Source organism: Streptomyces sp. NPDC007917, assembly GCF_042959105.1.
In the GTDB taxonomy this organism is placed as follows: Bacteria; Actinomycetota; Actinomycetes; order Streptomycetales; family Streptomycetaceae; genus Streptomyces.
Window position 1 is genome coordinate 701183 of record NZ_JBIBKK010000001.1, and the last position, 20917, is coordinate 722099.

Here is a 20917-nt window from a genome sequence, read left to right on the forward strand (position 1 = left end):
CCTCGCGGGCCTTTCGAAGCGGCCACAAGCATAGGCGAAGCGCTCGGCCGTGAATAACCGGGGACCACAACTTGTGGGCGACTACGATCCATCAAACCACTAGATGTGGTGCTTGACATCCAACCGCAGCAGCGGCGTGTCCCGACCCGCGAGCAGGCACGAGACTACGCGAAGCCGACCGGCCCGCGCGCCACGGGGGTGCGGGTGTCACACTGGACGCCGCCCCAGCCGACCATCGAATCAACCGCCCCATACACCCAATCCTGTGATCACGTCAGCTCATCTGCGAAATTTCACTCGAACGTGTGTTTGGCGCAACCTTTCGAAAGCAACTACCGTTGCCCTACTAGGGAGAACATCTCGAGAGGGGCCGTCGTGACAACCACCACAGAGAGCGCCACCATCACCACCCAGGAGCGCTCCCAGAGCCGACTCGAACACACGCATGCGATGAACCAGGGCCACGCGATGAATGACGCAGTCACGAACCCGGAGGGGCAGAAGCCCACGCGCTCCCTACCCGGCCGACCTCCAGGGATCCGGGCGGACAGCTCCGGGCTGACCGACCGGCAGCGCCGGGTCATCGAAGTCATTCGCGACTCTGTGCAGCGGCGCGGCTACCCGCCGTCCATGCGTGAGATCGGGCAGGCGGTGGGCCTCTCCAGCACCTCGTCCGTCGCCCATCAGCTCATGGCGCTGGAGCGCAAGGGCTTCCTGCGGCGCGACCCGCACCGGCCCCGGGCGTACGAGGTGCGCGGCTCCGACCAGCCCAGCACCCAGCCCGCCGACACCACCGGCAAGCCCGCCGCCTCGTACGTTCCCCTCGTCGGCCGGATCGCGGCCGGTGGCCCCATCCTCGCCGAGGAGTCGGTCGAGGACGTCTTCCCGCTCCCCCGGCAGCTCGTCGGAGACGGTGAGCTCTTCGTCCTGAAGGTGGTCGGCGACTCCATGATCGAGGCCGCCATCTGCGACGGCGACTGGGTGACGGTCCGCCGCCAGCCCGTCGCCGAGAACGGTGACATCGTCGCCGCCATGCTCGACGGAGAGGCCACGGTCAAGCGCTTCAAGCGCGAGGACGGCCATGTGTGGCTGCTCCCGCACAACGCCGCGTACCAGCCGATCCCGGGCGACGAGGCGACCATCCTGGGCAAGGTGGTCGCGGTGCTGCGCCGGGTCTGAGTTCGGCTGATCTGTGCTCGGCAGGTCCAGGCGCGTCGACCCTCCGCGCCCAGCGACCGGGCCCCGGAACCTCTGCGCCGGTTCCGGGGCCCTGCTGTGTCCGCGCCGCGCCCCCAGAGGGCCTGGGCCGGACCTAGGCGTCGGCCGTCTTGGCCGCGGCGTCGATGGCCGCCAGCGAGCGGCGCACCTGATTGCGGTCGGTCGTGTACCAGAAGTCCGGCATGGACTTGCGCAGAAAGGACCCGTAGCGGGCCCGCTCGACCCGCGGGTCGAGCACGGCGACGACCCCGCGGTCTCCCGAGGCGCGCACGAGCCGGCCCGCTCCCTGCGCCATCAGCAGGGCGGCATGCGTGGCCGCGACGGCCATGAAGCCATTGCCGCCGGCCTCCTCCACGGCCTTCTGGCGAGCGCTCATCAGAGGGTCGTCGGGGCGCGGGAACGGGACCCGGTCCATCACCACCAGCTGGCAGTTCGGACCGGGCACATCGACGCCCTGCCAGAGCGAGAGCGTGCCGAACAGGCACGTACGGGCGTCGCCGGCGAAGGTGCGGATCAGCTCGCCGAGCGTCTCCTCGCCCTGGAGCAGGATGGGCATGTCCAGACGACCACGCAGCTCCTCAGCGGCCGCCTGGGCCGCGCGCATCGAGGAGAAGAGGCCGAGAGTCCGGCCGCCCGCGGCCTCCACCAGCTCGGCGAGCTCGTCGAGCATGTCCGAGCGGCTGCCCTCGCGACCGGGCTGGGCGAGATGCTTGGCAACGTAAAGGATCCCCTGCTTGGAGTAGTCGAAGGGCGAACCGACATCGAGCCCCTTCCACGGGGGTGCGGCACCCTCCTCGTCCCCGGCGTCCCGGACGCCCTCGGGAAAGAGGCCGAGCGAGGCGGCCACGCCGTTGAAATCCCCGCCCAGCTTGAGGGTGGCGGAGGTGAGAACCACGGAGCGGTCCTCGAAAAGCTTCTCGCGCAGCAGGCCGGACACCGAGAGCGGGGCGACGCGCAGCGAGGCGCCGAAGCGGTCGTGCCGCTCGTACCAGACCACGTCGTACTCGGACCCCTCCACGACGCGCTCGGCCACCTGGTGGATGTTCTCCACGGAGGCGAGGGCCTGCTTGCGCACGGCGTCCTCGTCCTGGACCGAGGCGTCACGCGTGGCACCGAGCGCCGAAATGACCGTACGGGCCGCGTCGCGGAGCGCCATCAGGGCGTAGCCGAGGTCTTCGGGGATCTCCTCGAGGCGTCCGGGCAGCGCCAGCTCCATAAGCCGCTCGAAGGTCTCGGCGGCGGTCTGCAGGGCGTCCGCCGCCTTCTCGTTGACCAGCTTGGCGGCGCGGCGCACCGCGCGGTTGACCTGGCCCGGGGTGAGCTCTCCGCTGGCGACTCCGGTGACCCGGGAGACGAGCTCATGGGCCTCGTCGACGATCAGCACCTCATGGCTCGGCAGCACGGGCGCGCCCTCGATGGCGTCGATGGCCAGCAGGGCGTGGTTGGTGACCACGACCTCGGCCAGCTTGGCCCGCTCGCGAGCGGCCTCGGCGAAGCATTCGGCGCCGTAGGCACACTTGGACGCGCCGAGGCATTCGCGGGAGGAGACGGAGACCTGGGACCAGGCCCGGTCGGAGACGCCGGGGGTCAGGTCGTCGCGGTCGCCGGTCTCGGTCTCGTCGGCCCAGTCGCGCATCCGCAGCAGGTCCTTGCCCAGCTTGCTGGTGGGCTCGGCGGCCTCGAACGGGTCGAACAGCCCGACCTCCCCCGCCTCGGCGTCCTCCTGCGGCACACCCTCGTGGAGCCGGTGCAGGCACAGGTAGTTCGAGCGGCCCTTGAGCATGGCGAACTCGGGGCGGCGGCGCAGCAGCGGATGCAGGGCGTCGACGGTGCGCGGCAGATCCCGCTCGACGAGCTGGCGCTGCAGGGCCAGGGTGGCCGTCGCGACGACGACACGCTCCCCGTGGGCGATGGCGGGCACGAGATAGCCGAGGGACTTTCCGGTGCCGGTGCCGGCCTGGACGAGCAGATGGGCGTTGTCGTCGATCGCCCCGGCTACGGCTTCGGCCATGGCGATCTGGCCAGGGCGCTCGCTGCCGCCCACGGCGGTGACGGCGGCATGCAGCAGGTCGGCGAGTGGAGGCGGGGACGATGCAGTCATAGGACTGTCAGCCTACGCGGCGGCACTGACATCACGGGCGGGACTCCTGGCGCGGAACCTGAACGGGGCGGGCGGTGTATTGAAGTCAGAGGCGCGAACTGGCGCCGTTGGATCACAGGAGGTGGCGCAGGGTGCGATCCCGCAGCATGAGGGCCGCGTGCTTGTCCGGCAGTTCCACTTCGGCGGACAGCCGGAAGCCGGCGCCGAGGAAGGCGGCGACGCATGGGGTGTTCCGCAGATCGGGTTCCGCGACCACGCGTCCGCAGGAGGGTCGCCGGTCGAGCACGAGATCGGCGACGGCGCGCAGCAGAGCCGTGCCGATGCCCCGGCCTCGATCGCGTACGCGGCCGATGAGCAGGTGGAGACCCGTGTCCTGCGGCCGGGCCGGGTAGTACCTGGCGAGGGGGGCGAGGTCGGCGCGGTACACCTCCCAGTAGCTCATCGGCACCCCGTCCAGGACCCCCAGGCAGGGCACACTGCGGCCGTCGCCGTCGAGCTGGGGGCGCAGGTGCCGCGCGGTGGTCTCCGGCGGGCCGGACAGTTCCCAGAAAGCGGAGACGGCCGGGTCGTTCATCCATCGCGCGATGAGCTCGACATCGCGCTCGAGGTGGACCGGGACGAGCTGGAAGGCGCCCACCGCCGTGCCGACGGGCCCCCACCGGGCGACCTGGTCGAGCAGGTCCGGCCGGTCGGGGGCAGTCGGCCCGGCAAGGTGCTCCTCGACAAGACGTGCGGCGTGCTCCTCAGAGGGCCGCATGTCGAGGGTGTCCTCGGTGCTGGAGCTGGTGCCGGAGTCGGTGGGCGGCATGGCGGCGCTCTCCTCTCGTGGTTACCGGGGCGTTGTGGGGCGCCTGGTAGTCGACGCGGCCTCACGCCATGGATGTCATGCCGGGGAGTCACGCCATGGATGTCACCGAGCGGAAAAGGGGGTTGGCGATGGTGACATAGACGGACTGGGTGTCCACCGGTCCCACGAGTTCGTCCAGGCCGCGCAGCCGGGTGAGCAGGTTGGCCTTGCAGCGCAGGGTGGGCGTCTCCAGGAGCCTGGCGGGGAGTGTGGAGCGGGTCTTCGCGGGGCCGGACGCGGCCTCGGCGAGGAAGCGGCGGAACGCGGCCAGCAGAAGGCGCTCGTCAGCGAGCCGTTGGGAGCCGAACGCTCCGATCAGACCGAGGACGTTGTTGACACCGAGGTAGTAGGCGAGCCGTTCGTCGGCGACCTCGTCGGAGACGAAGGTGTCGCTGTGGGTGCCGACTTCGGGGAGCCGCCGCTGGAGTTCGGTGCGCCGGGACTCACGGAAGTAGTACCCCTGGTTGTCGCGGTAGCGGCCGCCGGCCGGCCAGCCGTCGGGGTCGAGGAGTACCAAGGTGTTCTGCTGGTGTGCTTCCAGGGCGATGCCGGCCTCGCCGTCCAGCCAGAGCACGGGCCGTACGACGGTGTGCAGATAGCGCAGGAACCACTCGGTGCTGATCGTCGCCGGCCGGTGGCCGGTGCGGGTGGCGAGCCGGGCGACGATCCGGGCGAGCCGTGAGCACATCGTCCTGCGGTCCGGCCAGGGGCGGAGGGCGGTGAGGCCCGTCAGGCATACGGCCTCGTCGCCCGGCCCGAACGGGTTGTGCCGGATGACGACGTCGAGTCCGCTGAGCGGGGTGCCGTCGGTGCTGTCGACCGCGAGCCAGGCGGGGTCGCGGACGATGTCGAAGCCGGGGCGCCCCGGGCAGGCCGCCCGCCACTGCCCGGAAAGGCCGCTGCGCAGGAGCCGGTGCACCTCGACGCCGCGCCACAGCTCCTTGCGGAGGTTCTCCCGGCGGGAGTTGGTGATCCGCAGGGCGAGCGACAGCTTGAGCATCGTGGGTGCGCCGGTCCGGTAGACGGTGCGGAGGGAGGAGGTGGGGTGCCAGGGCTCTCCGGCCGGTCCCAGGTCATGCAGCAGCCCCGCGTCGAACAGCGCGGTGACCTCCGGGCGGTACCGGATCTCCCGGGCCTGCCAGGGGTGCAGTGGCAAGGGGACGGTGCCGGGCGGCCGTTCGAGGTCCGGGCCCGCGAGCGAGAGGGCGAGCCGTTCGGCGGGCACGGTCCGGCCGCGTTCGGTCCAGGCCGAGTCGCGGGCCAGAACGGACCGGTCGACGGCGATCCAGTGCAGGGGGAAGGAGCCGCGCGACTCCGGTGAGAAGACGGGCGATTCGGCGTCGGAGATCCCCTCGCGGCTCTTGGGAGTGGGATGGAGGGGGTGTCCCAGAAGAAGGGACTGTTCGGCGGTCAGAAAGGGGGTGTGTGCAGCGGGGTCGGCGGGCGTGGCCCGGCGGGAGGACAGGAATTGGGCGGTGTGCCGCACGGAGTCCGCGACGCGGCCGACGAGTTCGGTGACCCGTGCCGGGGAGCTGGGCCGTTCGGGGCCATAGGCCGCCTCCCGGCCGAGGAGGGCCGCGACGGTGACCGCGTCGAGGGCGGGCGCGTCCGGGGCGCCGCCGTCGAATGCGGGCTGGCCGAAGCGGTGCCATCCGGTGGCCGACCAGTGGCGCACGGGCACCAACAAGGCGGTGCCCGCCGCGGGGAGCGGGATGCGCAGGGTGCCGGCGGCGGGGGGTGCCGCACCGCACTCTCGTACCCAGCAGCGCAGCAGGTTCTCGATGGCGCAGGCGTCCGCCGCGACCCAGGGGTCGGGGTGGTCCAGGTCATCGTCCAGGGCGGTGTCACGTGTTCCGTCGTGGGCGCCGTCCGCGCGGCGGCCCTGCCGCGGGACGGCCGCCGCCTCGGCGGCTCCCTCGCCATGGATCCTCTCGCGCTCCTGGGGGTCGGTCCGGGTCGTCACGGCAGCGGTCTGCGGTGCCGGCGGGAGGGGGTGTGGGTGGTGTTCCCCGGGGGAGTGCGGCATATCGGGTGCGGGCACGGCTGTCGGTCCTCCTGCTGCTGAACGCCTTTCGGCTGTCCCCCGCACGTACCAACGACGCGCGGGGCGCGGGATCACGGGCAAGCGGAAGATCCGTGCGGCCGGGAACCAAGGACCCGGCTGCGGCCGTCGTAGGCGGCACCGGCATAGTGGGGGCCGTCCCCTCATCGGGGCGGTGCATGACAATTTCACAGCAGCACTCAGAGCAGCCCAGAACATCAGGGGGAGTTCCGCCCATGCCATCCAATCGCCAGCCAGCCTCGCGCCCAGGGTCCAGGTGGAGGGCGCTGCGCGCCCGCAGCAACTCCTCCGTGCTGGCCGCCGCGGCGATCGCCTCGGTGCTGGCGCTGACCGCCACGGCGTGCGGCCCCTCGGACGACAACGCGGGGTCCGAGCCGTCTGCCTCGTCGTCGCAGAGCGCGGGGGACATCACCCTTCCCGACAACCTCAACGACAAGTTGAAGGAGCTCGGGGTCGACCTGGACAAGTGGAAGAACGGCGCCTGGAACAAGTGGGACAAGGACGACTGGCTGCGTGAGGCCGGCGACTTCATCAACCCGATCATCAAGGACCTGTGGAAGCCGGACCGGATGAAGGAGGCCCAGGAGCCCGACACCCCGGTCGACGACAACGACATCTCGGGCGACCAGGGCGTCACCGACCCCGACCCCCAGCCGGTCAAGGCCAAGGAGGTCGCGAGCCCCTACAGCGCCAACGTCCCCGAGGCGGGCAAGGTCTTCTTCGACGGCCCCGAGGGCTCGATGGTCTGCTCCGCCACCGTCGTGCAGGACCCGGCGCACCCGGGCAAGTCCAACCTGGTGTGGACGGCGGGCCACTGCGTCCACGCGGGCAAGGGCGGCGGCTGGTACAAGAACCTGATGTTCGTCCCCTCGTACAACGACGCCGGCAAGTCGGTCGAGGAGCTGGAGAACGCCACCAAGGAGCAGCTGGCGCCGAAGGGCGTCTGGTGGGCCGACTGGGCGCAGACCTCCTCGCAGTGGATCGACAACGGCGCGGCCATCGGCGGCAAGGGCGCCCCGTACGACTTCGCGGTGCTGCATGTGAAGCCGGAGACCAGCGGCGGCAAGTCGCTCGAGGAGACGGTCGGCGGCGCGCTGCCGGTCGACTTCAACGCCCCGGCGGTGAAGTCCATCAGCGAGATCACGGCCACGGGATACCCGGCCGCCCCGCCGTTCGACGGCCAGAAGATGAACCAGTGCGCGGACAAGCCGGGCAGGCTCTCGCTCGACGCCAAGCAGCCGACGATGTACCGCATCGGGTGCACGATGACCGCTGGTTCCTCCGGCGGTGGCTGGGTCGCAGCCGGCTCGGACGGCAAGCCGGCGCTGGTGTCGAACACCTCGATCGGCCCGTCCAACGCCACATGGCTGGCGGGTCCGCACCTCGGCCCTGAGGCGAAGGCCGTCTACAACGCGGTCAGCAAGAAGTTCGCCAACCAGTAGTACCGGCCGGCAGAGCCGGAAGGACGTGGCGGTCGGCACCGGCCGGCCGCCACGTTTCATACAGAGCCGCCACGTTCGTACAGATACGGATACGGATACAGATAGAGACCAGACGGCGAAGGCCCGCCCCCGGAAACCCGGGGGCGGGCCTTCGCCGTGGAAGGGGTGTGGGCTAGCCCTGTGCGGAGGTGGCGGGCACATACCGCCGCAGCTCGGCGGCCAGCTCCTCGTGCACCCGAGCCTTGAGCAGCGTGCCCTCCGGGGTGTGCTCCTCGGAGATCACCTCGCCCTCGGCATGGGTGCGCGCGACCAGCTTGCCCTGGGTGTAGGGCACCAGCGCCTCGATCTCGACCTGAGGCCGCGGCAGCTCGCTGTCGATCAGCCCCAGCAGCTCGTCGATGCCCTGCCCCGTACGGGCCGACACCGCGATGGCGCTCTTCTCGAGGCGCAGCAACCGCTGCAGCACCAGCGGGTCCGCCAAATCCGCCTTGTTGATCACCACGATCTCGGGCACATCGACCGCACCCACATCACGGATCACCTCGCGCACGGCGGCCAGCTGCTCCTCCGGCACCGGATGCGAGCCGTCCACGACATGGACGATCAGATCGGCATCGCCGACCTCCTCCATGGTGGAGCGGAACGCCTCGACCAGATGGTGCGGCAGATGCCGCACAAAGCCGACCGTGTCCGCGAGGGTGTACAGCCGCCCGCTGGGCGTCTCGGCCCGGCGCACGGTCGGGTCAAGGGTGGCGAACAGCGCGTTCTCCACCAGCACGCCAGCGCCGGTCAGCCGGTTGAGCAGCGAGGACTTCCCCGCGTTCGTGTATCCGGCGATGGCGACCGAGGGCACCTTGTGGCGCTTGCGCTCCTGCCGCTTGATGTCGCGGCCGGTCTTCATCTCCGCGATCTCCCGGCGCATCTTCGCCATCTTCTCGCGGATGCGGCGCCGGTCGGTCTCGATCTTGGTCTCACCGGGACCACGGGTGGCCATACCGCCGCCCGCCGCTCCGGAGCCACCGCCACCCATCTGCCGGGACAGCGACTGGCCCCAGCCGCGCAGCCTCGGCAGCATGTACTGCATCTGGGCCAGGGAGACCTGCGCCTTGCCCTCGCGGGACTTGGCGTGCTGGGCGAAGATGTCGAGGATCAGGGCGGTGCGGTCCACCACCTTGACCTTGACGACGTCCTCCAGGTGGATCAGCTGGCCGGGGCTCAGCTCACCGTCGCACACGACGGTGTCGGCACCGGACTCGATCACCAAGTCGCGCAGCTCCTGGGCCTTGCCGGAGCCGATGTACGTGGCCGGATCGGGCTTGTCGCGCCGCTGGATGACCCCGTCGAGCACGAGGGCGCCCGCCGTCTCCGCGAGCGCGGCCAGCTCCGCCAGGGAGTTCTCCGCGTCCTGCACGGTGCCGGAGGTCCAGACGCCGACCAGCACCACGCGCTCCAGGCGCAGCTGCCGGTACTCGACCTCGGTGACGTCCTCCAGCTCGGTGGACAGGCCCACGACACGCCGCAGCGCGGCCCGCTCGGAGCGGTCGTACTGATCGCCGTCACGCTCCTGGTCGACCTCGTGACTCCAGGCGACGTCCTCTTCCATCAGGGCGTCGGCCCGAAGGCTCTCGGCGAAGGTGAAGCGCTGCCGGTCCTGCGGAAGGGAAGAGGAGTGGGTCAAATCGATCCTTACGTCGTTGAGTACTGTCACCGTCGACAACGCGTGGCGGACCCGGAGGATTCCCGGCCGCCGGCCGCGGCGCCGACCTGTCGATGGTCGCACGCGGCGGCCGGGCCGTCACCCGGGTTTCCCGGCGGACTTCCGCGCCCGGCGCTCCGCCTTTCCGTCAGCCTTGGCCATGGCCCTCCCCGAGGACCTGGCGTCGGGCTTCCAGTCGGGGTGCCCCGGCATCTTCGGCGTCGTCCTCCCGTACAGCCAGGGCCGCAGGAATCCGTTGAGATCGCGGCCCGCCACCTGCGACGCCAGCCGGATGAAGTCCGCGGTCGAGGCCACGCCGTCGCGGTACTCGTGCGCCCACCGCCGCTCCAGCCGCTCGAACGCCGCCCGCCCGATCCGCTGCCGCAGCGCGTACAGGACCAGGGCGCTGCCGTCGTAGACGACCGGGCGGAAGATGCCGATCTGGTGGTCCGGGTCGGAGGGCAGGGGTGCGGCGGGCGGGCCCCCGGAGGCGCGCCAGGCGTCGGACTGCCCGTAGGCGAGGCGCATCCGCTTCTCGAGCGGCATCTTCCCGCGCTCGTCCCCGTACAGCGCCTCGTACCAGGTGGCATGGCCCTCGTTGAGCCACAGGTCGGACCAGCGGCGCGGGCTGACACTGTCGCCGAACCACTGGTGCGCCAGCTCATGCACCATGATCGACTCGATGTACCACGACGGCAGCCCCGAGGTGGTGAACAGTCCGCTCTCGAAGAGGGACAGCGTCTGGGTCTCCAGCTCGAAGCCGGTCGTGGCCTTGGCGATCAGCACGCCGTACGTCTCGAAGGGGTACGGGCCGACCTTCTTCTCCATCCACTCCAGCTGTCCCGGTGTGCGCGCCGACCACTTGGCCAGGCGCGAGCGGTCCGCCGCGGGCACGACATCGCGCATCGGCAGCCCACCGGGGCCGGTGTGGTGCAGGACGGCCGAACGGCCGATGGAGATCTGCGCCAGCTCGGTGGCCATGGGGTGGGTGAGGCGGTAGCGCCAGGTGAGGCTGTCCCCCTCGCGGCTGCGCCCCAGCGACTTCCCGTTCGCGACGACCGTGAGGGGCTCGGGGGCGGTGACGCTGAAGGTGAAGCGCGCCTTGTCGGAGGGGTGGTCGTTGCAGGGGAAGACGCGGTGGGCGGCGTCGGCCTGGTTGGCCATCGCGAGCCCGTCCTGGGTGCGGATCCAGCCGCCCCCGCCGCCGCTCGGGTCGCTGGTGTGGGTGATGGTGACCCGGAAGGCGGCGCCGCTCCGGACGGGCCGGGCCGGAGTGATGACGAGGTCCTCCCCCGAGCCGGCGAACCGGGCGGGCCTGCCGTCGACCCGTACGGAGCGCACGGAGCCGTGCGTGAAGTCGAGGTTGAAGGTGCGCAGCGGGGCGGTGGCGCGGGCGTCGAGGGTGGTGACGGCGTCCAGCGGCCGGTCGTTGCTGTGGTAGCGGAAGGCGATGTCATAGGCCGCGACGTCGTAGCCGGGGTTGCCGAGATACGGGAAGAGCCGGTCGCCGATGCCCCGGGGGACTGGGGGCGGCGGCTCCGCCGAGGGCACCCGCCCCGCGGCGGAGGACGGACAGACCACGACGAGGGCGGCGGTGATCGCGGCGGCCGCGACGGCGGTCCTGCGACGCCCCGCGCGCCGGGCTGACGAGGGGCGGCCCCTCGGGGAAGACAGCATGCCCTACGGCTATCAACGCCTGGACAAAAGCGTCCGACGGCACGGCCCAAGCCCACCCGAACGGGGGTCGGCGCCAAAGGGACCGAAGGGGCCGGGAAAGGCGCCGACCGGGTTCAGGACCGCGCCGCCGCCATGCTGCGGCCCGCCCGCGTCACGTCGTAGACGCCGGGCACATCGCGCATGGCGCGCATCAGCGTCGGCAACCGGCCGGGGTCGGGCAGCTGGAGTGTGTACGTATGGCGGACGCGCTGCTCGCGGGGCGGCTCGACGGCGGCCGAGACGACGGCCACCCCTTCGGCGGCGATGGCCTCGGTGAGATCGGCCAGCAGGTGCGGTCTGCTGAACGCCTCGGCCAGGAGGGTCACACGGTAGTCGCCCCCGTCGCCGCCCTCCCCGTCCAGCCAGCGCACCCCCACCGTGCCGCGCCCGGCCGCCGTCATCCGGGACACCGCGGGGCACTGCTCGCGGTGGACGGTGACGGCCCCGCCGCGCACCGCGAAGCCGATGACGGCGTCCGGAGGCACGGGGGTGCAGCAGCCCGCCAGCCGCACGGCCGCGCCGGGCAGATCGGCGGCTACGCCCGGAGCGACCGCCGCCCGGGCCCCGGCCTCACCGGGCGCAGCGGCTCCAGCGGTCCCGGTGGCCACGGCGGTCCCGGCCGGGGCGGGGTCCGGGGCGGTGGCCGACTGGGGCTGCCGGCGCTCCGGATTGGCGGCCAGCCAGCGGCTGATGGCGATGCGCGCGGCGGGCGTACGGGCGTGGTCCAGCCACTCGGGCGAGGGCCCTGAGGACGCGGCGTCCCGGGTGTCGCGCGCCATGAGCAGCTGGAGCGTGTCGCCGTCGCGCAGCACGGTGCTCAGCGTCGCGATACGGCCGTTGACCCTGGCCCCGATGCAGTCATGGGCGGCCTCGCCGTACTGGGCGTACGCGGCGTCCACGCAGCTCGCGCCCGCGGGCAGGCCCAGGGTGCCGCCGTCGGCCCGGAAGACGGTGATCTCCCGGTCCTGGGCGAGCTCGGCGCGCAGCGAGGACCAGAAGGTGTCGGGGTCGGGGGCGGCGCTCTGCCAGGCCAACAGCCGCGACAGCCAGCCGGGACGGGTCGGGTCGGCGCGCTCGCCGTCGGGGGCGTCCGCGGCCTCCACCGGCGCGTTCGGAGCGTTGGTCGCGTACGGATTGCCGAGGGCGATCACTCCGGCCTCGGCGACCCGGTGCATCTGGTGGGTGCGGATGAGGACTTCGGCGACCTCGCCGTCGCGCCCGGCCACGGCCGTGTGCAGCGACTGGTACAGGTTGAACTTGGGGACCGCGATGAAGTCCTTGAACTCCGAGATGACCGGGGTGAAACAGGTGTGCAGCTCGCCGAGGACCGCGTAACAGTCGGCGTCCTCCGTGACGAGGACGAGCAGTCGGCCGAGGTCGGAGCCGGTCAGCTCGCCGCGCTTGAGGCCGACCCGGTGGACGGACACGAAGTGCCGGGGCCGGACGAGGACTTCGGCGGCGATGCCCGCCTCGTGCAGCACGGCGCGTACGTCCTCGGCGGCGCGGGCGAGCGGGTCCGGGCGGCGCGTGTGCTCCAGCAGGAGCTCGCGGGTGCGGGCGTACTCCGCGGGGTGGAGGATGGCGAAGACCAGGTCCTCCAGCTCGGTCTTGAGGGCCTGGACGCCCAGCCGCTCGGCGAGCGGAATCAGCACATCGCGGGTGACCTTCGCGATGCGGGCCTGTTTCTCGGGGCGCATCACGCCCAGGGTGCGCATGTTGTGCAGGCGGTCGGCGAGCTTGATGGACATCACGCGCACGTCGTTGCCCGTGGCGACGAGCATCTTGCGGAAGGTCTCGGGCTCGGCCGCCGCTCCGTAGTCGACCTTCTCCAACTTGGTGACGCCGTCGACGAGATAGCGGACCTCCTCGCCGAACTGCTCGCCCACCTGATCCAGCGTCACGTCCGTGTCCTCGACCGTGTCGTGGAGGAGCGACGCCGTCAAGGTCGTGGTCTCGGCGCCCAGTTCGGCGAGGATCAGGGTGACGGCGAGCGGATGGGTGATGTACGGCTCGCCGCTCTTGCGCATCTGACCGCGGTGCGAGGACTCGGCGAGCACATACGCCTTGCGCAACACGTCGAGATCGGCTCCGGGGTGGTGGGCCCGGTGCACCTTGGCCACATGCTCGATCGCGTCCGGCAGGCGCCCGCGGGCAGGCGAGCCCAACAGGGCGGCCCTGCTGAACCTGCGGAGATTGCGCAGGTCGATGCGCGGGAGGCCGCGCCTGCGGCCGAGAACGGCATGGTCGGTGGCCTCTGCGCTCATGGGCACCTCCGGCGGCGTCGAGCGTCAACCGGCGTGGGCACTCCCCCGGGCCGGTGCTTGATGCTACCGAGCCCATCACGCACGGCCGACCGGCTCTCGCCCAGAGTGAAATGGATCACCCATTGGGGTGAACTGTCAGGCGAGGACCGTGTCCAGCCAGGCGGGGTCGAGCTCACCCTCGGCGACGATCACGGCCGGGCCGGTCATCTCCACCGTCCCGTCCGGGAACTCGCTGATCACCAGGCGTCCGCCGGGGACGTCGACGGTGTAGGTGACGGGGTGACCGTCGGCAGCGGGATCGGCGCCGTCCCGCCGGGCGGTGGCCACCATCACCGCGCAGGCACCGGTGCCGCAGGAGCGGGTCTCGCCCGAACCACGCTCGTGCACCCGCATCGCCACATGGCGCGGGCCGCGGTCGACCACGAACTCGACGTTGGTGCCGTGCGGATACGCCGAACCCGGGGCGACGGCGGGAGCATCGAGCAGGCGCCCCGCCTGGCCGAGGTCGTCGACGAACGCGACCGCGTGCGGATTGCCCATGTCGACATGGCGGGCGGGCCAGCTGTGCTCGCCGACGGTGACTGTGACCGGGCCGTCGGGGCCGGGCTCGGGCAGCGCGGCCTTGCCCATCCCGACGGTGATCGCCCCGCCGGGGGCGTCCGCGCCGCCGAGGTCGTCCTTGGCGATGTGGATCCGGCGCACGCCGGCCCGGGTGGCGACCGCGAGATCGCCTGCCTCGACGAGCCCGGCCCGCTCCAGATAGCGGGCGAAGACGCGGACGCCGTTGCCGCACATCTCGGCCACGCTGCCGTCACTGTTGCGGTAGTCCATGAACCACTCGGCCTCGTCGGCCATGCCCCGCGCCTCGGGGTGCACCGAGGACCGTACGACGCGGATCAGCCCGTCGCCGCCGACACCGGCCCGACGGTCGCAGATACGGACGACGGCGGCCGGGGACAGCTCGAGCCGTCCGTCGGGGTCGGGGACGATGACGAAGTCGTTCTCGGTGCCGTGGCCCTTGAGGAAGGCCAGGCGGGGCGCGTCGCTCATCCCTCGATCCTACGGGCCGCCCAGGACAACCGCCCGACCAGGCTCCCCCTGCCGACAGGCCTCGGCCGGCGGCAGGGCTCCGCTGCCGACGGGGCTCAGCGGAGGCGGGCCACGCGCCAGAAGGTGAGGGCGGCCAGCAGCGCCACGACCACCACGTACAGCACGACGAACCGCCAGTCGGGGCGGCGTCCGGAGCCCCTGGGCGGCAGTCCGGGCCAGGTGTAGCCCACGCGGCGGGCGGCCATCAGACCCCATCCGGCGGCGCAGCAGCTGAGCAGCAGACCGAGCATGGCGACCACCGCCCCGCCGTCGCCGAATTCGAAGGCGAGCGGGAAGGCGAACATCAGGGAGCCCAGGATGGCGAGGCCCACGATCGGCGCGATCTGCCAGATCCGCAGCCGACGGGGCGGGCGCAACTCGCTGAAGGACTCGCCCGCGGCGGGCAGGCCCTCGGTGCCGTCATCGAGGGCCGGGGCGCCGGGTTCGCCGGAGACCGGGTCGTCGTCCGGACCGTCGGAGGTGAGATCCGGACCGTCGGACGTGAGGTCCGGACCCTCGGACGTGAGGTCCGGACCCTCGGACGTGAGGTCCGGACCCTCGGACGTGAGGTCCGGACCGTCGGAGGTGATCGGTCCCGGATCGCCGTGGGGCGACTGCCGCGATACGTCGCGAGGGCCGGCCTCCATCGCCACCCGCCCTCCCAACTCCTGAACAACAGCACGATCGGAGCTCGATGATGGCATGCCCGTGGGGGCCGGTATGGCACACGGAGCGTCCCGATGCCATCACGTGATCAGGCTGTGACCGCTCGGTCGACCAACGCCAGCGCGTCCGGCAGAAGCGCTCCGCGGCGGGCGGCCGCGCCGCTGAGCCAGTGGACGCGCGGGTCGCGGCGGAACCAGGAGTCCTGGCGGCGCGCGAACCGTTTGGTGGCGCGCACGGTCTCGGCGCGCGCCTGGTCCTCCCCGTACTCCCCGGCCAGTGCGGAGAGCACCTGCTGATAGCCGAGCGCGCGGGAGGCGGTGCGCCCGGCGCGCAGCCCGACGCCCTCCAGCCGCCGTACCTCGTCCACGAGCCCTGCCTCCCACATGCGGTCCACGCGCAGGGCGATCCGCTCGTCCAGCTCGGGCCGCTCGACGTCGACGCCGATCTGCAGGGTGTCGTAGACGGCCTCATGGCCCGGCAGATTGGCGGTGAAGGGGCGGCCGGTGATCTCGATGACCTCCAGCGCCCGGACCACCCGCCGGCCGTTGCTGGGCAGGATCGCGCGGGCGGCCTCCGGGTCGGCGGCGGCGAGCCGGGCGTGCAGCACCCCCGAGCCGAGCTCCGCCAGCTCGGCCTCCAGCCGGGCCCGGACGGCCGGGTCCGTGCCGGGGAACTCGAGGGCGTCGATCGCCCCCCGGATGTACAGCCCCGAGCCGCCGACCAGGACGGGGGTGCGGCCCTCTGCGAGCAGCCGGTCGATCTCGGCACGGGCGAGCCGCTGGTACTCGGCGACACTGGCCGTCTCGGCGACATCCCAGATGTCCAGCAGCCGGTGCGGCACCCCTTGCCGCTCCTCCTCGGTCAGCTTGGCGGTGCCGATGTCCATGCCCCGGTAGAGCTGCATGGAGTCGGCGTTGATCACCTCGCCGCCGAGGTGGCGGGCGAGGGCGACGCCGAGATCGGACTTTCCGGCCGCGGTGGGGCCGACGACGGCGATGACGCGGGGTGGAGGGCCTGCGGTATTCACCGCACCAGTCTCGCAAACCCCAGGCGGCCTACTCGAACGAGCGACGTGACGGAGCACTTCCGGGGTCGTTGCCTGAGCGGCACGCGATATCGCCCGCACGAGTAGGGTATGGAGAAGCATATGGGTGTTTTTGATTGGTTTCGCCGAGCCTCCAAGGAGGCGAGCCGACCGCCCGAGGCGTCAACCGAGCAGGCCCAGAGCGACACCCCGGCAGCCGGAGCGACGGCCGGCCGGGCTGACGAGACTGCGCCGAAAGACGGCGAGGCGGAGGCCTCGCCGGGCGACGGCATCGGTATTCCGAAGCAGCAGTCCAAGCAGGAGGCCGATGCCGCGCGGGAGGCCGTGCACCATCCTGAACAGGAGACGGCGCCGGATGCCGCGCAGAAGACCGTGCGGAAGCCCTCCGGCGGCGCGGACAGCGAAACCGGCGAGAGCGCCCGCAGATAGTCATTGACCGAGGGAAGGTGGCCCATGAGCGTGCTGGACAACCTCAAGGCCAAGGCCGGAGTCATGAAGGACAAGGCCGTCGACTTCACACGGCAGCACGAAGAGAAGATCGAGCGAGGCCTGGACAAGGCCGTCAAGACGGTCGACAGCAAGACCAAGGGCAAGTACCGCAACAAGCTCGAGAACGGTGCGGACAAGGCCAAGAACGCCCTCGGCCGCTTCTCCCATCCACAGGAGGGCAAGGCCAAAGGCCACGGCCGGCCCAGCACCTGAGCCCCACCGGTGAACGGCCGCGGAGCAGCCGCTCCGCGGCCGCACCCATGTCCACTCCCGGCCCGCCGCCCGCCGCCTTGCCCAGCCGCCGCGGAGACGCGCCCGCCCTCACGGCCGCCACGAGCGCGTCGAAAGGCGCCAGGACCGCGTCTCGACGCCCCACGACCGCATCGCGAGACGCTGCGACCGCATCGCGGGCCGCTACGACCACATCGCGACGAAATACCCCACGCCGTACGGCGCTCCCTCATACCGCAACTCCCCCTTCAGCACGGCCCCCTCGCCCGCGCCCGCAAGCACCTGCAACGGTGCCCGGCCCGCCGCCTTCAGCTCCGCCGCCAGCTCCTCGTCCAGCGCGGCGAGCGCGCCGACGTCCGCCGCGCCCAGCGCCCGCGCCACGTCCGCGTCGAAGCCGGCCGCGCGCTCGTCGAGATAGCCCGGAGCCTTCAGCGACCGGCACGCGCTGCCGTCGCCCATCACCAGCAGCGCGACCCGCTCGGCCTGCGCCGCCAGCTCCCTTCCAACTTCTCTACACCGCTCGGACGCCAGAGGTTCCCCCACACCCAGCCCTTCGACCGGCGCCGCCTGCCACCTCGCGCGCTCCAGCAGCCACGCGGCCACGGCCAGCGAAGGCGGCAGCGCCCGCTCGGAGGCCTCGGCCGCGGCCTGGCCCCAGCCCCCGAGCCGTACGTCCAGGTCCACCCCGAAGCCCTGGAAGGAGCCGGGCGTGCCCTGCGGGTGCGGGCCCCGCCCGTCGCGCTCCGCGGGCCCGACGACGATCAGCCGCTCGGGCCGCGCCGCGGCCAGCACACCGACCGCGTCCAGACACGCCGCGCGCAGCGCGTCCAGCTCACCGGCCGCGCCGGCGGCGACGTCGGGCACCAGGAGCGGTGGGCAGGGGCAGACAGCGGCGGCGATCAGCATGATCGCCAGCCTATCCGGCGGGCTCGGGCCGGGGCGCCGAGTCCCACAGCAGCTCGGCCACCCGGAACCGGTAGCAGTAGTTGCCCGTCGCGGCCTCCAGCACCATCAGGAAGACATCGCCGTCGCGGTACACCAGCTTCCGGTACGGGTTGACGGGGTGCCTCGGCTCGTAGCGCAGCGCGCGCTCGCGCAGCGCCTGCAGGGCCTCCTCCCGGGTCCCTCTGATGTGTGCCAGCGGGGTGACCGAGTGGTTCCTGGCGCCCGGGCCCACGATCTGGAGGTAGTCCTCCACGAGCAGCCCCCACCACGTCGTCACGCCGTCCCCGGTCACGCCGTCCCCCGTCACGCCCATCTCCCCGTCGGATCCGGGCGTCCAGTCACCCGGTTGCTCAGTCGTGCAGTCACACAGTCAGTCGTGCGGTCACGAGTCCGTCGTGCGGTCACCCAGCTGGTGCCGTCGCTCAGCCGGTGCGGTCACTCAGTCGCAGCCGCACCCCGCGGCGGACGCGGCCACCGGCGGCGGGGCGCCGACGGTCGGCAGGCCCAGCATCACGCCCGCGGGCTTCTTCGCCTCGGCCGCGTTGCGCCGCTCCCACGCGTCGCCCGAGCGGGTGCGCCGCACGCCCCTGGCCGGGCCCTCGGCGAGCAGGTGGTGCGGCGCGGCGTAGGTGATGTCCACGGTGACGACATCACCCGGACGGACGCTCTCCTCGGGCCGCGCGAAGTGGACGAGGCGGTTGTCGGGGGCGCGGCCGGACAGCCGCTGGGTGGCGCCGTCCTTGCGGCCCTCGCCCTCGGCGACCAGCACCTCCACGGTCCGGCCGACCTGCTTCTTGTTCTCCTCCCAGGAGATCTCCTCCTGGAGGGCGACCAGCCGCTCGTAGCGCTCCTGCACGACGGCCTTCGGCACCTGCCCGTCCATCTCGGCGGCGGGCGTGCCGGGCCGCTTGGAGTACTGGAAGGTGAACGCCTGCGCGAACCGCGCCTCGCGCACCACGTGCAGCGTCTGCTCGAAGTCGGCGTCGGTCTCGCCGGGGAAGCCGACGATGATGTCGGTCGAGATCGCGGCGTCAGGCATGGCGGCGCGCACCTTCTCGATGATCCCGAGGTAGCGCTCCTGCCGGTACGAGCGGCGCATCGCCTTCAGCACGGTGTCGGAGCCGGACTGGAGCGGCATGTGCAGCTGGGGCATCACGTTCTCGGTCTCGGCCATGGCGGCGATGACGTCGTCCGTGAAGTCGCGGGGGTGCGGCGAGGTGAAGCGGACGCGCTCCAGGCCGGCCACCTTCCCGCAGGCCCGCAGCAGCTTGCTGAACGCCTCGCGGTCGCCGATGTCGGACCCGTACGCGTTCACGTTCTGGCCCAGCAGGGTGATCTCGCTGACGCCCTCGGCGACCAGCGTCTCCACCTCGGCGAGGATGTCGCCGGGACGGCGGTCCTTCTCCTTGCCGCGCAGCGCCGGGACGATACAGAAGGTGCAGGTGTTGTTACAGCCGACGGAGATGGAGACCCACGCCGCGTACGCCGACTCGCGCCGCGTCGGCAGGGTGGAGGGGAAGGCCTCCAGGGATTCGGCGATCTCGACCTGGGCCTCTTCCTGGATCCGGGCGCGCTCGAGCAGCACCGGCAGGCTGCCGATGTTGTGGGTGCCGAAGACCACGTCGACCCAGGGGGCCTTCTTGACGATGGTGTCGCGGTCCTTCTGGGCCAGGCACCCTCCGACGGCGATCTGCATGCCGGGGCGCCTGGCCTTGATCGGCGCGAGCCGGCCGAGGTTGCCGTACAGCCTGTTGTCGGCGTTCTCCCGCACCGCGCAGGTGTTGAACACGACGACGTCGGCGAAGGCCTCGTCGCCCTCGCCCGCGCCCTCGGGCGCGCGGACGTAGCCGGCCTCCTCCAAGAGGCCGGAAAGCCGCTCGGAGTCGTGGACGTTCATCTGGCACCCGTAGGTGCGCACCTCGTAGGTCTTCAAACCGGCTACCTCACTGCTGCTCACCCATCCAGGGTAAGGGGCCGCGATCAGGCCCCCGTGCGAAATGATGAAGGCCGCCCGTGAGGCCCCGGCGGCCCCCGGCTCCCCAAAGGGCGGGGGACACTGTCATGATCCTGCTCATGGCCGTACGTCTTCCGCGCCTCGGCCGGCGCCGCGCGCTGCAGTCCGCCGCCGCCGGAGCCGTCGCGCTCGCACTGCTCCTGTGGTGGCTGCTGCCGATCGGGGGCGACGAGTCGCCCCGGGGCCCGGTCACCTTCGCGACCGGCGTGCCCACCGGCGTGTACGAAACCTACGGCAAGATGCTGCGGCGTGACCTCTCCCGGGACCTCCCCGACCTGGATGTGACGCTGCAGCGCAGCAAGGGGTCCCCGGACAACGTCCGGCGGCTCGCCGAGGGCCGCGCCACGTTCGCCATCGCCGCCACCGACGCGGTCGCCGCCTACCGCGAGGAGGGCGGGAAGGGCGCCGATCGGCTGCGCGCCTGTGCGCGGCTGTACGACGACTACATGCAGCTGGTGGTGCCCAAGGGCTCCCGGGTGCGGTCCGCCCGGGACCTCAAGGGGCTGCGGGTCGGCGTCGGCGAGGACGACTCGGGCGTACAGCTGATCGCCAAGTCGCTGCTCAAGGCCGCCGGGCTCGACATGGGCAAGGACGTCAAGGCCGTACGGGAGGGCATCGACCGGATGCCGGGCCTGCTGAAGGCCAGGAAGCTGGACGCGTTCTTCTGGTCCGGCGGGCTGCCGACGACCGCCGTGCGCACCCTGGCCCATGACTATCCGATCCGGCTGGTCCAGCTCGGCGACCTCATCGGCCCGCTGCACCGCCAGGGCGGCGTGACCCGCTACTACCGGGCGGCGTCGGTGCCCGCCGACGCGTACGAGGACATGCACCAGCGCGACGCCGTCAAGACGATCGCGGTGCCCAACCTCCTGGTCACCACGGACCGGGTGGACCCCGCGCTCGCGGAGGCCGTCACCCGGACCGTGATCAAGAACCGGGACCGCATCGGCTCCAAGGTGCACGCGGCGCAGAAGGTGGACCTGCGCACCGCGATCTTCACCGACCCGCTGGAACTCCACACGGGCGCGGAGCGCTACTACCGCTCGGTCAAGCCATAAGGTCCACGACCCGCACCCGGCAGCCCCTTATTGC

At 72.0% G+C, this 20917-nt stretch carries 17 protein-coding genes; 5 read left to right on the top strand and 12 right to left on the bottom strand.

Translation table 11 applies throughout. The features are described 5' to 3' along the window. The first annotated feature begins 375 nt into the window (after positions 1–375). Positions 376–1179, top strand: coding sequence for a transcriptional repressor LexA (gene lexA, locus ACFZDL_RS02965; protein ID WP_353590862.1), 804 nt, complete (start codon positions 376–378; stop codon positions 1177–1179). A gap of 133 nt (positions 1180–1312) precedes the next feature. Here lexA and ACFZDL_RS02970 read toward each other — a convergent pair whose 3' ends face one another. From ACFZDL_RS02970 to ACFZDL_RS02980, 3 genes are all read right to left on the bottom strand, one after another. Continuing rightward, a complete protein-coding gene (locus ACFZDL_RS02970) occupies positions 1313–3319 on the bottom strand; it encodes an ATP-dependent DNA helicase (protein WP_353590861.1) in 2007 nt (668 codons plus the stop codon). Between the two features lie 112 nt (positions 3320–3431). Continuing rightward, the gene (locus tag ACFZDL_RS02975) at positions 3432–4127 is read right to left on the bottom strand and encodes a GNAT family N-acetyltransferase (protein WP_353590860.1); all 696 of its coding nucleotides are present in this window, start codon (positions 4125–4127) and stop codon (positions 3432–3434) included. Positions 4128–4215: 88 nt separating this feature from the next. Beyond that, positions 4216–6192 carry an IucA/IucC family protein gene (locus ACFZDL_RS02980; protein ID WP_391190213.1) on the bottom strand — a complete coding sequence of 659 codons (1977 nt, stop codon included), beginning with the start codon at positions 6190–6192 and terminating at the stop codon, positions 4216–4218. A gap of 251 nt (positions 6193–6443) precedes the next feature. On the opposite strand from ACFZDL_RS02980, the gene ACFZDL_RS02985 reads away from it, so the two are divergent. Next, complete coding sequence (locus ACFZDL_RS02985) at positions 6444–7670, top strand: hypothetical protein (protein ID WP_353590858.1); 1227 nt, start codon at positions 6444–6446, stop codon at positions 7668–7670. A 172-nt stretch (positions 7671–7842) separates the two neighbouring features. On the opposite strand, the gene hflX is transcribed toward ACFZDL_RS02985, so the two are convergent. The 6 genes from hflX to miaA form a co-directional block, all read right to left on the bottom strand. Next, entirely contained in the window at positions 7843–9348 is a 1506-nt protein-coding gene (gene hflX / locus ACFZDL_RS02990; protein ID WP_353590857.1) for a GTPase HflX, read from the bottom strand. A 117-nt stretch (positions 9349–9465) separates the two neighbouring features. Further along, a complete protein-coding gene (locus tag ACFZDL_RS02995; protein WP_353590856.1) occupies positions 9466–11043 on the bottom strand; it encodes a M1 family metallopeptidase in 1578 nt (525 codons plus the stop codon). A gap of 113 nt (positions 11044–11156) precedes the next feature. After that, a complete protein-coding gene (locus ACFZDL_RS03000; protein ID WP_353590855.1) occupies positions 11157–13346 on the bottom strand; it encodes an HD domain-containing protein in 2190 nt (729 codons plus the stop codon). A 135-nt stretch (positions 13347–13481) separates the two neighbouring features. Beyond that, positions 13482–14396, bottom strand: a complete 915-nt coding sequence (gene dapF / locus ACFZDL_RS03005; protein ID WP_353590854.1) for a diaminopimelate epimerase — start codon at positions 14394–14396, stop codon at positions 13482–13484. Between the two features lie 95 nt (positions 14397–14491). Further along, on the bottom strand, positions 14492–15082 hold the full coding sequence (locus tag ACFZDL_RS03010; RefSeq protein ID WP_353590853.1) for a hypothetical protein: 591 nt from the start codon (positions 15080–15082) through the stop codon (positions 14492–14494). 107 nt (positions 15083–15189) lie between these two features. Beyond that, positions 15190–16128: a tRNA (adenosine(37)-N6)-dimethylallyltransferase MiaA gene (gene miaA / locus ACFZDL_RS03015; RefSeq protein ID WP_353590852.1), complete on the bottom strand. Its 939-nt coding sequence runs from the start codon at positions 16126–16128 to the stop codon at positions 15190–15192. Positions 16129–16236: 108 nt separating this feature from the next. Between miaA and ACFZDL_RS03020 the strand changes: the two genes are divergently transcribed. After that, on the top strand, positions 16237–16575 hold the full coding sequence (locus ACFZDL_RS03020; protein WP_353590851.1) for a hypothetical protein: 339 nt from the start codon (positions 16237–16239) through the stop codon (positions 16573–16575). Between the two features lie 24 nt (positions 16576–16599). Continuing rightward, positions 16600–16848, top strand: coding sequence for an antitoxin (locus ACFZDL_RS03025; protein WP_353590850.1), 249 nt, complete (start codon positions 16600–16602; stop codon positions 16846–16848). 201 nt (positions 16849–17049) lie between these two features. Here ACFZDL_RS03025 and ACFZDL_RS03030 read toward each other — a convergent pair whose 3' ends face one another. The 3 genes from ACFZDL_RS03030 to miaB form a co-directional block, all read right to left on the bottom strand. After that, positions 17050–17772, bottom strand: coding sequence for a class III extradiol dioxygenase subunit B-like domain-containing protein (locus ACFZDL_RS03030; protein WP_353590849.1), 723 nt, complete (start codon positions 17770–17772; stop codon positions 17050–17052). Between the two features lie 10 nt (positions 17773–17782). Further along, on the bottom strand, positions 17783–18118 hold the full coding sequence (locus ACFZDL_RS03035; RefSeq protein WP_353590848.1) for a hypothetical protein: 336 nt from the start codon (positions 18116–18118) through the stop codon (positions 17783–17785). 132 nt (positions 18119–18250) lie between these two features. Then, the gene (gene miaB / locus ACFZDL_RS03040; protein WP_353590847.1) at positions 18251–19768 is read right to left on the bottom strand and encodes a tRNA (N6-isopentenyl adenosine(37)-C2)-methylthiotransferase MiaB; all 1518 of its coding nucleotides are present in this window, start codon (positions 19766–19768) and stop codon (positions 18251–18253) included. 116 nt (positions 19769–19884) lie between these two features. Here miaB and ACFZDL_RS03045 point away from each other — a divergent pair, with 116 nt between their 5' ends. After that, positions 19885–20883 carry a TAXI family TRAP transporter solute-binding subunit gene (locus tag ACFZDL_RS03045; protein WP_353590846.1) on the top strand — a complete coding sequence of 333 codons (999 nt, stop codon included), beginning with the start codon at positions 19885–19887 and terminating at the stop codon, positions 20881–20883. Positions 20884–20917: the final 34 nt, after the last annotated feature.